Raw genomic sequence first — 13,025 nt, forward strand, 5'->3', positions numbered from 1 at the left:
GAGAACGCGGCGGGGGGCTTGGCTAACGCCTACGAACCGCTCGCGAGGCTCAGCCTTCGCGCCGGAGCCTCGCGAGCTCGCGCTCCAGCGAGGCCACCGTGCGCTTGAGGTCGCGGACCTCCTCGACGGTCGCCAGTCCCATCGCCTTGGCGAACGTCTCCTTCTGCTCCGAGGTGAACGAGGAGACCCGGCCGGGCACGCTCATCGCGGTCATGAACAGCCGCATGAACCGCTCGTCCTGCATCAGCTTCGCCACGTTCGGGTTCGCGGCGAGCTTCATGCCCTCGGTGACCAGTCTGTCCTTCAGCGCCATGCGGCCAGCGTAGCCGACTTTCGCGCGAGCGCGTCAGCCCACCTCGACCAGCACCGCCGTGATGTTGTCGCGCCCCCCGCGCCGATTCGCGAGGTCGATGAAGAGGTCGACCGCCACGTCGCCGCCCTTCGAGGCGATGCTCGCGACCTCCTCCTCGGCGTGGAGATACCCGTGCAGCCCGTCGGAGCAGAGCAGGTATCGATCGCCCTCCTCCACAGCGACGATCGAGGTGTCGACCTCGACGTAATCCCGGTTGCCGACCGCGCGCGTGATCACGTTGCGGTGGGGCGAGCTCTTGGCCTCGTCCACGGAGATGAGGCCGTTCTTGATCTGCCACGCGATCAGCGTGTGATCCTCGGTCATCTGCACCGCGGTCCCGTTGCGGACCTGGTAGATGCGGCTGTCGCCCACCTGGCCGGTCACGAGCGCGCCGCCGACGATGAGCGCCGCGCTGATCGTCGTGCCCATGCCGCTCTTGTCGCGATCGAGCTCGGCGATCGCGAAGACCATGTACGTCGCCGCCTGGATCGCGCCCTCGAGGATGCGCAGCACGGCGCGCGCCTTGGGCTGCGTCAGCGGCTCGTTCGGATCGCCGATGGCGGGCAGGCCCCGCTTCACCATGCCGTAGATCGTCTCGACCGCCTCGGCGCTCGCGACCTCGCCGGCCGCGTGCCCGCCCATGCCGTCCGCGACGATGTAGAGACGGAGCTCATCGTCCCGGAAGAACGCATCCTCATTGGCGCGCCGGTGGCGCCCGACATCGGTGCGGCCAAATGATTGGATCCTCATCGAGGTTGCCCGGTCCTTCGCTCGCCGTCCCGTGAGGAAATCCCCGAGGCGCCGGCGCGACTGTCGCACGATAAACTTCTTCAGCGGGGCCTGTCGAGTGGTCGGCGGCTCGGTTAGGATGGGCGAGCCAGCCATGGCACGAAGCTTCTCCGCGACCTGTGGGCCGGATGGCCTTCTCCAGCACCTGGCCGACCTGCGCAGCGCAGTCCCGTCGCCGTCGGGCGGGGTCGTCTTCGTCTCCGGACAGCTCGCCCAGCGCGCCTCGGGCGTCGCCGAGCTCGTCCGTAGCGCCTGGCGCGATGTCCCCGCCTGCGTCGTGCCGGCCGCGGGCGTGCTCAGCGAGCGCGGCGAGATCGAGGGGGACACCGGCGCGAGCGGCGTGCTGTGGTCCGGCGGGCAGGTCACCCCCTTCGCGCTGCCCGAGCGCGCCGAGGAGCCGGGCCGCCTGCTGCGCGAGGCGCTCGCCCGGACCGTCGACCAGCGCTCCGCGACGGCCATCCTCTTCGCCCGGCCCGGGGCGTTCGCGCCCGAGCGGCACGAGGCGCTCGCCTTGTCCGCGCCGAACGCGTGCCTCTTCGGCGCCGGGACGGCCTCCGGCTCCGCCATCGGCGTGACGTCGCAGGGCGAGCTCATCGAGGGCCCGGCGACGGGCCTCGCCATCACCGGGTTCGCCCCGCCGCTCGTCGACGCCTCGCCCGCCGCCAGGCTGCTCTCCGGCTTCCACCGCATCGACGAAGCGAGCGGAGGCGTCGTGCTGCGCGCCGGCGGGCGGCCGGCGCTCGACCTGCTCTCCGCCGCGACCGCCACGCTCGGCGAGCCGCCCAGCGCGCAGCAGCTCATCCTCGCCGCGCTGGCCGACCCGCTGCCCGATCCGCCGGGCGCCGACCGCGGCGAGCCGCGCGGCGGCGCCGCCGAGGCGGAGGCGGAGGCGCTGGATTCCGTACATTACGTGCTGCGGCCTGTCCGCGGCATCGATCCGTCGCGGCGGGGGCTCCTGCTCGGCGACGAGGCGAGGCCCGGCGCGCGCCTCGCCTTCGCGGTGCGCGACGCCGCCGTCGGCCGCGCCGGGCTCGAGGGGATCGCCCGGCAGGTGTCCCGGAGCGCGCTCGGGTCGGCCCCCCGCTTCGCGCTCTACCTGACCTGCGCCGGGCGCGGCCAGGGCCTGTACGGGACGCCCGACGTCGAGGCGCGCATCCTGCGCCAGCGCTTCGCCGACCTCCCGATCGCCGGCATGCACTCGAGCTTCGAGATCGCCCCCTGGGCCCGGGGCCAGGCCAGGCTCGCCCTCTACACCGGCGTGCTCGCGCTCTTCCGCGCGCCGAGCTGAGCGCTTTTCCGCGCGCCAAGCTGAGCGCTTTTCCGCGCGCCGAGCTGAGCGCCGCGCCTCAGCGCTCGCGGTAGACCGCGACCACCGCGGAGGCCCGCCGCTGCACCGCCGCGTGGACCGCCGCATACCGCGGCTCGTCGCGCAGGGGCGCGAGGACCGGACAGCGCTCGAGCCAGATCAGGTCGAACAGGCCGTCGGCCAGCGAGAGCTCGAGCGCGGTCAGCGCGAGCTCTCGCTGGCCGAGGAAGGCCGCGAACTCCGCCTGGAGCTGCCGGATGAACGACGTGCGCCGCAGCGCCGTGACGATCGGGCGCTCCCCCTCGACCTGAACGGGCCGGACGTCCGAGAGCCGCCCCTCGATGAGGTCATCGATCACCTGCGCGAACGGCGCGGGGAGGTCCGGGAAGGCCTCGCTCACGCGCTTCTGAGAGAGCTTCTCGACGACCTCCGGGTCGCGCTGCCAGAGCACGCGGCGCATCCGCAGGACGGTGTAGCCCGATCCGCTCCCCACCGTCGGATGCGCCCGGATCACGTCGTCGGCCTCCGACCACTTGCCCAGCAGCGTGTACGCGCGCGCCAGCGCCTGCGCCGCCAGCACCACCTCGGGATCGCGCGCCAGCGCGGACCGCGCGCGCCGCGCGCCCTCCTCGAAGGCGCCGCACTCGAGCAGGATGTGGCCGATGAGGCCCTCCGCCTCGGCGTTCCCCGAGCGGCACGCGAGCGCCGCCTTGAGCTCACGCATCGCGCCGACCACGTCGAGGCGCTGGAACCGCGCCGACGCCATCGCGAGCCGCGCGTCCGGCAGCCCGGGCGCCGCAGCGACGGCGCGCGACGCCGCCTCCATGGCCAGGTCCCCGCCGCGATCCGTGAAGAACCAGAACCGGCAGCGCGCGAGCGCGTAGGCCGACAGGATCATCGGATCCTCGGGCGCGCGCGAGAGCGCCTGCTCGAACAGCACGATCGCCCGCTCCTGGTGCTCCGGCCAGAACCTGCGGTACTCGTGGCGCCCGCGCAGGAACAGGTCGAGCGCGACGGGATCGCTCGGCGCCGTGCGGTTCGGCGCGCACCCGTCGAGCGTCAGCGCCTCCGCGACCGCCTCGGCCACCTCGTCGTTGATCTGAAGGACCTCCGCCTCGGGGCGATCGAAGCGCTTCGCCCACAGCTGGAACCCGTCGGCGACGCTGATGAGCCGCGCGCTGATCCGCACCGTCCCGTCGCGCCGCCGCACCGAGCCCCCGACGACCACCTGCACCCCGAGCTCCCGCCCGATCTCGCGCGGATCGAGCTCGGGGGACGAGCGCCGCCCGAGCGCCCCGCGCGGCCTCACCCGGAGGCCCGGCGTCATGGAGAGCGTGTCGACGAGATCGTCCGTCAGCTCCTCGGCCAGGTACGCGTCCGACGCAGGTCCCTGGTTCGCGAACGGCAGGACCACGACGCTCTTGCCGCCGTGCTCGGCCACCCCGGAGCTCGCCCCCGGGGTCACCCCGGAGACCGCCGTCCGCCCCTGCGGCGGCGTGAACGCCGGCGGCGTCACCGTGGCCGGGCGGGTGAGCGAGGCGAGGTCGTGCACGACGCTCTCGACGGACGCATACCGGTCGCCGCGCTCGCGCGCCATACAGCGGAGCACCACGCGCGCGAGCGCGTCGGGCAGGTCGGCGCGCCGGAGCCGCGGATCCGGCGGGTCGGCGAAGAGCCGCGCCGCGGCGACGGCGAGCGGCGCGTCGCCCTGCCACGCGCGCTCTCCCGTGAGCATCTCGTAGAGCATCGCCCCGAGGGCGTAGAGGTCGGCGCGCGCGTCGACGTCATCGGCGCCCTGCACCTGCTCGGGCGCCATGTACGCCGGCGTCCCCATGACCGCGCCCAGCGTCTTGCCCGCCTCGCCGCTCGCGACCGCGCGCGCGATCCCGAAGTCGGTCAGGACGACGCGCCCGTCGCGCCCGAGCAGCACGTTGTCCGGCTTGAGGTCACGGTGGATGACGCCGGCCCGGTGCGCGGCGTGGAGGCCCGCGCAGACGCCCTCCACGACGTCCAGCGCGCGGCTCATGCCGAGCCGCCGCTCGCGCGCGAGGAGCGCGGCGAGCGGCTCGCCGTCGACGAACTCCATCGTCAGGAACCGGTCTCCCTCGTGCTCGCCGATGTCGAAGACCCGCGCCACGTTCGGGTGCGTCACCTTGCGCGAGAGCCGCACCTCGCGCCGGAACCGATCGGTCACCTCCGGCGCGACGCTGAGCTCCCGGCGCAGCACCTTGACCGCGACGAGCTCCTCGAGCTCCAGGTCGCGGGCGCGGTACACGCTGCCCATCCCGCCGATGCCGACCAGCCCGAGGAGCTCGTACCGGCCTGCGAGGACCTGCCGCGGGCCGGTCGCGACGGCGTCCGCGGGGTCGGCCGCTTGCCGCGCGCCGCTCGCCGCGAGCGGAAGGTCGTGGATCGTGTCGTCCTTGAAGCTCTGCGGCATAGGGGAATTCCGGCGGCCGTTGCCCCCCGCGTCACGAGATTAGCCCACGGGATCGGCCGGTCGAGCGCCGACCGTCGCGGGAGCTCCAGCACGGAGGTGCTAGTCTCCGCCGCCCATGGCAGAGGCGTCGAGCTCCATCGTGGTGGAGTCGCTCTCCAAGACGTACCAGGTCCACGAGCGCGCCGCCGGCTTCTCGGCCACCGTGCGCTCGCTCTTCCGGCGCCGCACCAAGGTCGTCCACGCCGTCGAGGACCTCTCGTTCTCGATCGCGCCCGGCGAGCGCGTCGGCTTCCTCGGCCCGAACGGCGCCGGGAAAACGACGACGCTGAAGGTGCTCTCCGGGCTCCTCCATCCGTCGGGCGGCAAGGTCGAGGTCGCTGGCTTCGTCCCGCGGCACCGTGAGGCCGATTTCCTCAAGCGGATCACCCTCGTGATGGGGCAAAAGCAGCAGCTGCTCTGGGACCTCCCGCCCGCCGAGACCTTCGCGGTGAACCGAGCGATCTATGGGATCGGTGACGCGGATTTCAAGGAGACCCTCGGTGAGCTGGAAGACCTTCTCGGCATCGCCGAGATCGCGACGAAGCCGACGCGGCAGCTCTCGCTCGGCGAGCGCATGAAATGCGAGCTGGCGGCGGCCCTGCTGCACCGGCCGGAGATCCTGTTCCTCGACGAGCCGACGATCGGGCTCGACGTGGCGATGCAGCTCGGCGTCCGCGAGTTCATCCGCCGCTACAACGAGCGGCGGCGGGCGACGATCGTGCTCACGTCCCATTACATGGACGACGTGGCTGCGCTCTGTCCGCGGGTCATCGTCATCGACAAGGGCAGGCTGCGCTACGACGGCGACCTCGCGGCGCTCGTCCACAGCATGCGGCCCCACAAGCGGATCGCGCTGCACTTCAAGACCCCGGTCGACCGGGCGCTCCTCGAGCGGGTGGGCGCCGTCCTCTCGCTCGATCCTGGCCACGCGGTGCTGCAGGTCCCGCAGGCGGAGCTGCGCGACGCCATGTCCTGGCTGCTCGGCCACACCGACATCTCGGATCTCACGGTCGAGGATCCTCCCCTGGAGGAGGTGATGCGCGAGCTCTTTTCGGGCGTGGAGCCCTCGGTGGGGCCGGAAGGCGAGGCGGCGGGCTCGACGGACGGGGCGGCGTCATGAGCGGGTTCGCTCGGGCCGCCCGGGCGTTCCCGACGCTGCTCCGCGTCGGGATCGCGGCCGCGCTCGCGTACCGGGCCGAGATGCTGATCTGGATGCTCACGACGACGATGCCGCTCGTGAGCCTCGCGCTCTGGTCGGCGGTGGCCGCGAGCGCGCCGGTCGGCCGCTTCGGGGCGCGCGACTTCTCTGCGTACTTCCTGGCCATCCTCATCGTCCGGCAGCTGACCGGCTCGTGGCTCGTCTGGGAGATGAACATGGACATCAAGAGCGGCGCCCTCTCGCAGCGCCTGCTCCGGCCGATCCACCCGCTCTTCTCCTACGCCGCCGAGAACCTCGCCGCGCTGCCGCTCCGGGCGGCGCTCTGCCTGCCCATCGCGGTCGTCGCGCTCGTCGCGACGTCGGGCGAGCGGTTCCAGCCGACGGCGCTCGAGCTCGGGCTCTGGGTCGTCTCCCTCGTCGGCGCCTGGGCGATCAACTTCTTCACCATGGCGCTGATCGGCTCGCTGGCGTTCGTCATCGACAGCTCGACCGCTGTGTTCGACGTGTACCTCGCGGCCTTCATGGTCTTCGCCGGCTACCTCGTCCCGATCGAGCTGTTCCCCTCGTGGCTCGCCGATCTCGCGCAGGTCCTGCCGTTCCGTTACAGCCTCGCGTTCCCTGTCGAGCTCATCACCGGCCTGCTCGCCCCGGGCCGCGCGCTCACCGAGCTCGCGTTGCAGTGGGCCTTCGCCGCCGCGTCCGCCGCCGCCGCGCTCGTCGCGTGGCGCGCGGGGATCCGGCGGTTCTCGGCGTTCGGCGGGTGAGCGGCGTGCGTTACCTCCGGTTGCTCGCGACGCAGCTGCGCGTGTCGATCGCGCTCGGGATGCAGTACCGGTGGGATTTCCTCCTCGGCGCGGTGATGACCGTCGTGTGGACGGTGGTCGGGCTGGTCCCGCTGCACATCGCGCTCGTGGACCGGCCGCCGGTGCAGGGCTGGACGTACGAGCGGGCGCTGGTCGTCGTCGGGTGGTTCACGCTGCTCAAGGGCATCCTCGAGGGGGCCGTGAACCCGTCGCTCATCAGCGTGGTCGACCAGATCCGGAAGGGCACGCTCGACTTCACGCTGCTCAAGCCGGCCGACGCGCAGTTCCTCGTCTCCACGGCCCGGTTCGAGATCCGCAAGGTCGTGGACGCCGCCGCCGCGGTGGCGATCTTCGCGTACGCCTTCGCCCAGATGGGGCGCGCCCCCGCGCCTGCCCACGTCGCGCTCGCGCTCTGCCTGCTCGTGACGGCGACGCTGGTGCTCTACTCCATCTGCATCCTGGTCATCTCCGCGGCGTTCTGGGTCGTGCGCCTCGACAACCTGGCCTACCTCTTCAACTCCATCTTCGATTTCGCGCGCTGGCCGGTCACGCTCTTCAACGGCTTCTGGCGCGTCGTCTTCACCGTGATCGTGCCGCTCGGGCTGATGACCACGTACCCGGCGGAGGCGATGCTCGGCACCATCGCCCCGCGCACGGCCGCCGCCGCGGCGGTCGGCGCGCTCGCCTTCGGCGCCGTCGCGCGCGGCGTGTGGAAGCGGGCGATAGGCCGGTATACGTCGGCGTCGAGCTGAACGCCGCGAGGGCTTCCGGCGAGCGGCGCGGTGCGTTAGCGTGACAGGATTGCCCTCCGGGCGCGAGGAGGGCTAACGGACACCGGGGGGGGAGTGCGGGATCGGGAAATCGGGAAGGAGACGCGGTGAAGGACGGAGGGCTGACGCTCGAGGAGTTGGGTCGGAGCATCGTCGATCTCGCGATGACCGAGGACGTGATACGCCGCCAGGCGCTCGCCCTCCTCCCGGTCGGGCGCCGCGAGGAGCGGGAGCTCGACGTCCTCGGGAGGCCGTCGCGGCTCACGATGGACTTCGAGGTCGGCGACCCGGCGGCGACGCGGAGCATGAGCGGCGCGTTCGATGTCGCGATCCCGCACGCCGTGACGGTGCGGGTCGACGCGGCTGGAGCCGCGGAGGAGCACCGGCTCGACGCGACCCTCGCGCTGCGCATCACGCCGAGGCCCTGCGCGCCGCTCGGGATCTTCCTGGACGTCGCGGAGCTGTCGGCGGAGTCGGTGAGGTTCGCCGAGTCGCGGGTCGGCGCGAAGGACTACCTGCGCGGCCGGGTCGAGGAGGAGGTGCGGAGGGAGCTCCTCCGCCTCGTGCGCGCGCGGATCGCGGAGGGCCGCGCGGACCGCACGCTCGACCTGGAGGAGCCGCTCATCCGCGCGCTCGGGGACGCCTCCTGGGCGGCGCCGGAGGAGGCGGAGGAGCCGGACGGGCGGGACGCGCCGCCGCCGAGCCGGGTGCGCGGCGCCGGCGGCCCGGCGAGCGGGGCTGGGCTGCTGGACGCGCCGCTCAGCGACCTGGACGCGCAGCTCCGGTTCTTCGGGAACGCGATGCCCCTCCAGGTGTGGACCGCGCGCCCGGACGGCCAGCTGAACTTCGTGAACCGGGCCGTGCTCGAGTATTTCGACCGCACGGAGGAGCAGATGATCGGCGAGGGCTGGCTTGCGGTGCTGCACCCGGACGACGTCCCGAAGACGGTGGCGACGTGGACCCGGAGCCTCGTGACCGGCGAGCCGTACGACACGGAGTTCCGCCTGAAGCGGGCGAGCGATCAGACGTACCGGGAGCACGTGGTCAGCGCGCTGCCGCAGCGCGACGCCGCGGGGAACATCTTCCGGTGGATCGGCGGCACCACCGACGTGGCCGAGCTGCGCCGCGCCGAGGCCGCCCTCCGGAGGAGCGCGGCGCGCTACCGGCTCTTCGCGGAGGCGTCGAACGAGGGCGTCTGGTTCTGGAACATCCGCGAGGACACGGTGGAGTGGAGCGATCGCATGCTCCAGATGATCGGCGTCCGCCGCGAGGCGTGGGGCGGGACGTTCGCGAGCTTCTTCGAGCGCGTGCACCCCGACGACCAGGGGGCGATGCAGGCCGCGCTGAGGGCTCACCTCGAGGAGCGGCGGCCGTTCGAGGTGGAGTACCGGCTGCGGCGCGAGGACGGCGAGTACCGCGACGTGTTCGCCCGCGGCATGGCCGAGTGGGACGACAAGGGCGTGCCGTTCCAGATGGCGGGCGGCGCGACGGACATCACCGAGAAGAAGCGCCAGCAGGCCGTGCTGAACGAGCGGCTGGCGATCATCGAGCAGCAGCAGGAGGCGATCCGGGCGCTGTCGACGCCGATCATCGAGGTCTGGAGGGGGGTGCTGACGATGCCGGTCCTCGGCGTCCTCGACGAGGAGCGCGCGCAGCAGATGATGGAGGTGCTGCTCGAGGCCGTGGCGCGGACCCGCTGCCGTCACGCGATCATCGATCTGACCGGGGTGAGCGCCGTGGACGCGGCCACGGCCGATCATGTGCTGAGGCTCATCGACGCCGTGGCGCTGCTCGGGGCGCAGGGCATCGTCGTCGGCATCCGGCCCGAGGTGGCGCAGACGGTGGTGTCGCTGGGGCTCGATCTGTCGAACATCAAGACGCTCTCGAACCTCCGCGAGGCGCTCCTCTTCGCGATGCAGTCGAGCGGGGTGTCGGTCAAGCGGCGGCGCAAGCGGAGGGCGGGCCGCGAGCGCGGGGACGATGCGACGGGGACGCGCGATTCGCGCGACGCGTGATCGGCGCCGGCGTTGCGAGCGCCCTCACCTCCTCGTAAGGCGCGGCGGTTGAGGTAGAACCCTCGGATGGCGAAGATCCCCCCCATCAAGTTCGGCCGCGCGGGCGGCGCCGTCGGCGTGGCGCGCAGCGTCGCGCTCGGCCTCGTGCTCCTCGTGGCGACGCTGTTCGTCGCGTGCACCACGGTGACGCGGATCGACGCCGCGCACGTGGGCATCCGCGTCAAGCTCGCCGGCTCGAACCGCGGCGTGAGCGACATCCCGGTCGTGACCGGCTGGGTGTTCTACAACCCGCTCACCGAGCAGATCGTGCAGTTTCCGACGAGCGTGCAGAACGTGGTCTGGACGGCGTCGGCGCACGAGGGCCGGACGGTCGACGAGTCGATCACGTTCTCGTCGTCCGAGGGCGTCAACGTCGGCGCGGACATCGGGATGTCGTTCCACATCGAGCCGGACAAGGCGCCCCACCTGTACCTGCGCTTCCGCGAGAACGACCTGATGCGGCTCGCCGACCGCTACGTGCGCAACGCGGTGCGCGAGGCGTTCAACTCGGTCGCGTCGAAGATGCCCGTCCAGGAGATCTACGGGTCGGGCAAGACGAGGCTCATCCACGACGTGCAGAAGGAGCTCGTGCTGGTGCTCGACAAGGACGGCATCCAGATCGATCAGCTCACGATCAACGGCGCGCTGAGGCTCCCCGAGAACGTGGCCGCGGCGATCAACCAGGCGATGGAGGCGACGCAGAAGGCGATCCAGGCCGAGAACCGGGTGCGTCAGGTGAGGGCGGAGGCCGACCAGGCGATCGCGACGGCGCGCGGCGCGGCCGAGTCGGCGCGGGAGCGGGCCCGCGGCGAGGCGGACGCGCTGCTCATCCGCGCGCGCTCCGAGGCCAAGGCGAACACGATCATCCGGCTGTCGACGACGCCGGCGGTGCTGCAGTACCGCGCGCTCGAGCGGTGGAACGGGCGCCTGCCGGCGATGAATCAGGGCCCTCTGCCGATGCTGACGTTCGACATGAAGAGCGCGCTCGACAAGGACGCCGAGCAAAAGCTGGCCGAGCTGCTCGAGGAGACGGCGCCAGGGGGTGATGCGGCGACGAGCGGTGGGGCGCCGGCTGGCGGGGCGGCGACGAACGCGGGCGGCGACGAAGGCGACAAGGGCGCGAAGCCCGCGGAAAAGCCGGCTGGGCAAGCGCCGGCCAGCGCGCCCTGAGCAGCGACGGGCGGCCGGGGCGACAGCGGCCGTTCGGAACGGCCGGGGCGGCGCTGCGGGGGTCTCGACCTCTCCGGGCTGGAGGAGAGCCGTCGGACTCGTCCGGTGGGATGCCCTTGACCACCACGAGTCTCCCATCGCGTAAGGGGCGCGGTATCGCCCCTGCTGGCGAACATCTAGTACAGCGTTCCCCAAGTTCGTCCCTGGATCGGCGCTGTGCCACCCGGCCGCGAGCCGGGCTGGCCGGGCGTTGAAACGGAGCGAGCTCGTCGCGGGACAACGCCGCGGAGCGAGTTACTCGATCGGCGCGAGCGTCCAGGGGAAGTCGGTCATCAACAGCTTGAGCAAGTCCTGCCACGGGCCGCGGAAGCCGGTCTTCTCCCACCTACCGGTGTGGGTTGCGATCTCGAGCGTCCAGAGGTGGACAGTGTCACGGCGGAGCCTGGCGTGGGCTATCGGGCCCGCTTCAGGACCCGACTCGATGATCACGAGCTGCCCGTACTTGCGGGCCCGCAGATGGGACATTCCCTCGGCTGCGAGGTAGGCGCGGACGGAGGCGGCGTGCTCCGGGGAGGCGGACGGCTTCGACATCGGACCGCACGGAAGCTCAGGCGGCGTAGGACGGCAAGGTCGCCCTCCACTGGCCGCGGAACTTCCAGCGAAAGGGCCGGGCTTCGTGCTTGTTCCAGTGGCGCACGAAGGCGAGCACGCAACGGCTCAACTCCTCGGCGGACGCGAAGGAGGCGTGCTTGAGCACCCGACGGCTCAGGATGCTGAACCACAGCTCGATCTGATTGACCCACGACGCATGGATGGGCGTGTAGACGAAGTGAAAGCGTCCGCCGTGCCGCGCGTTGAACTGATTCCACCTGGCGCCGTGGTGAATGTTGAGATTGTCCCAGATGATATAGACGTCGCCCGTGGGGTAGCGCTCCGCCACCTCGTCCATGAACGCGAGCAGATCGGCGGCGGTGCGTGTCGGTCCGCAGCGCGACACCACCTCGCCCGTCTTGATATTGAAGGCCCCGATCAGTGTGCGCGTGCCGTGGCGCTGGTACTCGAACTCCTTGCGCGCGGCTCTTCGGCTACGGCACGGCTGCATGGGGAACCGATGCTTCAGCGCCTGCATGCCCGTCTTCTCGTCGACGCAGAGCACGGTGGCGCCTGCGGGAGGCTCCAAATACAGCTTGCAGATCGCCTCGACCTTGGGGCGGAAATGCGGGTCCGGGCTGTGTAGCCACAGCCGGACGCGATGCGGTCGGAGGCTTGCTCCCCGCAGCACGCGCCAGATCTCGGTGCGGCTCAGTTCTACCTTGGTCTCGAGCTTCAGGGCCTTCGCCAGCCGCTCCAGAGTCCAGACCTGTTCGAACGGGACCTTGTGCTCATCGGGGCGACTGCAGGCCAACTTGATAAGGTCGTAGTGCACTGTGGTGGCCACGCGCGGCGGTCGGCCCCTGCGCATCCTGTCCTGCAGCACCGCCTCGTCAGCAAACGCCGCGATCCGGTTGCGCCACTTGCGCACCGTCTTGATGTCGCAGCCTACATCAAGCTGGATCCGCTCGTTGCTCCAGCCCTCGTCGGCCAAGAGCGCGATCCGGGCACGCTGCGCATCGCGCTGCGGGGTCTTGGGCGAGCGCGCCGCGTGCTGCAGCTTCTGGCGCAGCGACGCGGGCAACAGAACGGCTTTTGCGCGAGCTCGGGGCACTTACGCGCGTGGGACCTGCCCCGTGCTGATGGATTCAAAAGCGCAGGCGATCGTGGATGAACCGGCAAACCCGCCCCGTAGACCGGAATGCGTCGCGTGTAGGCTCGCCACGCTCGGGCTGCGAGCCATCGCGAGGGCCTGGCCTGGTGTACCGCAGATCCAGGTACGAACTTCGGGAACGCTGTACTAGGTGCACTACGCCTTCGACCTCTGGGTCCAGCAGTGAAGATGTCGGCATGCGCAGGGCGAGGTGATCGCCTTGCGTCACGCCGATGACCCGCCTTCCTGGCCACAGGAGCGCTTCGACGTCCGTACTCGAGATAAGAGCCCAGTGCGCTAGGAGCGCGCGCTGGGACCCGTGCAGGCAGCAGCCCTAATCGACCCAGCATGGCGACGAAGAGCCGCCCCTACCGCGACCCCCGGTCAGACCGGCAAGGT

General features: G+C 71.6%; 10 protein-coding genes and 1 pseudogene. 6 read left to right on the forward strand and 5 right to left on the reverse strand.

Translation table 11 applies throughout. The features are described 5' to 3' along the window. Positions 1–49 precede the first annotated feature (49 nt). Positions 50–313, reverse strand: a complete 264-nt coding sequence (locus WME79_RS37930) for a hypothetical protein (protein ID WP_437525211.1) — start codon at positions 311–313, stop codon at positions 50–52. Positions 314–346: 33 nt separating this feature from the next. Beyond that, on the reverse strand, positions 347–1,102 hold the full coding sequence (locus WME79_RS37935; protein WP_272104357.1) for a PP2C family protein-serine/threonine phosphatase: 756 nt from the start codon (positions 1,100–1,102) through the stop codon (positions 347–349). Positions 1,103–1,235: 133 nt separating this feature from the next. Between WME79_RS37935 and WME79_RS37940 the strand changes: the two genes are divergently transcribed. Further along, the gene (locus tag WME79_RS37940) at positions 1,236–2,429 is read left to right on the forward strand and encodes an FIST signal transduction protein (RefSeq protein ID WP_437525213.1); all 1,194 of its coding nucleotides are present in this window, start codon (positions 1,236–1,238) and stop codon (positions 2,427–2,429) included. A 58-nt stretch (positions 2,430–2,487) separates the two neighbouring features. On the opposite strand, the gene WME79_RS37945 is transcribed toward WME79_RS37940, so the two are convergent. Then, the gene (locus WME79_RS37945) at positions 2,488–4,887 is read right to left on the reverse strand and encodes a protein kinase domain-containing protein (protein ID WP_437525215.1); all 2,400 of its coding nucleotides are present in this window, start codon (positions 4,885–4,887) and stop codon (positions 2,488–2,490) included. Between the two features lie 256 nt (positions 4,888–5,143). On the opposite strand from WME79_RS37945, the pseudogene WME79_RS37950 reads away from it, so the two are divergent. The 5 genes and pseudogenes from WME79_RS37950 to WME79_RS37970 all read left to right on the forward strand — a co-directional run. Beyond that, positions 5,144–6,046, forward strand: a pseudogene (locus tag WME79_RS37950) (ABC transporter ATP-binding protein); the annotation flags it as partial. Continuing rightward, on the forward strand, positions 6,043–6,849 hold the full coding sequence (locus tag WME79_RS37955; RefSeq protein WP_437525217.1) for an ABC transporter permease: 807 nt from the start codon (positions 6,043–6,045) through the stop codon (positions 6,847–6,849). The pseudogene WME79_RS37950 and the gene WME79_RS37955, both read left to right, overlap by 4 nt. 5 nt (positions 6,850–6,854) lie before the next feature. Beyond that, a complete protein-coding gene (locus WME79_RS37960; RefSeq protein ID WP_437540021.1) occupies positions 6,855–7,640 on the forward strand; it encodes an ABC transporter permease in 786 nt (261 codons plus the stop codon). 125 nt (positions 7,641–7,765) lie between these two features. Beyond that, complete coding sequence (locus WME79_RS37965; RefSeq protein ID WP_437525219.1) at positions 7,766–9,673, forward strand: PAS domain-containing protein; 1,908 nt, start codon at positions 7,766–7,768, stop codon at positions 9,671–9,673. 66 nt (positions 9,674–9,739) lie between these two features. Then, the gene (locus WME79_RS37970; protein WP_437525221.1) at positions 9,740–10,882 is read left to right on the forward strand and encodes a prohibitin family protein; all 1,143 of its coding nucleotides are present in this window, start codon (positions 9,740–9,742) and stop codon (positions 10,880–10,882) included. A 294-nt stretch (positions 10,883–11,176) separates the two neighbouring features. Here WME79_RS37970 and WME79_RS37975 read toward each other — a convergent pair whose 3' ends face one another. Next, on the reverse strand, positions 11,177–11,473 hold the full coding sequence (locus WME79_RS37975; RefSeq protein ID WP_437524905.1) for a hypothetical protein: 297 nt from the start codon (positions 11,471–11,473) through the stop codon (positions 11,177–11,179). Between the two features lie 16 nt (positions 11,474–11,489). After that, positions 11,490–12,557: an IS630 family transposase gene (locus tag WME79_RS37980; protein ID WP_437523247.1), complete on the reverse strand. Its 1,068-nt coding sequence runs from the start codon at positions 12,555–12,557 to the stop codon at positions 11,490–11,492. Positions 12,558–13,025 lie beyond the last annotated feature (468 nt).

The organism is Sorangium sp. So ce726 (assembly GCF_051521405.1).
Lineage (GTDB): Bacteria > Myxococcota_A > Polyangia > Polyangiales > Polyangiaceae > Sorangium.

Excerpts from the sequence above, each read along its gene's own strand:
- WME79_RS37955 (WP_437525217.1), top strand. The coding sequence starts at position 6,043 with ATGAGCGGGTTCGCTCGGGCCGCCCGGGCGTTCCCGACGCTGCTCCGC.
- WME79_RS37930 (WP_437525211.1), bottom strand. The coding sequence starts at position 313 with ATGGCGCTGAAGGACAGACTGGTCACCGAGGGCATGAAGCTCGCCGCG.
- WME79_RS37975 (WP_437524905.1), bottom strand. The coding sequence starts at position 11,473 with ATGTCGAAGCCGTCCGCCTCCCCGGAGCACGCCGCCTCCGTCCGCGCC.
- WME79_RS37940 (WP_437525213.1), top strand. The coding sequence starts at position 1,236 with ATGGCACGAAGCTTCTCCGCGACCTGTGGGCCGGATGGCCTTCTCCAG.
- WME79_RS37945 (WP_437525215.1), bottom strand. The coding sequence starts at position 4,887 with ATGCCGCAGAGCTTCAAGGACGACACGATCCACGACCTTCCGCTCGCG.
- WME79_RS37970 (WP_437525221.1), top strand. The coding sequence starts at position 9,740 with ATGGCGAAGATCCCCCCCATCAAGTTCGGCCGCGCGGGCGGCGCCGTC.
- WME79_RS37935 (WP_272104357.1), bottom strand. The coding sequence starts at position 1,102 with ATGAGGATCCAATCATTTGGCCGCACCGATGTCGGGCGCCACCGGCGC.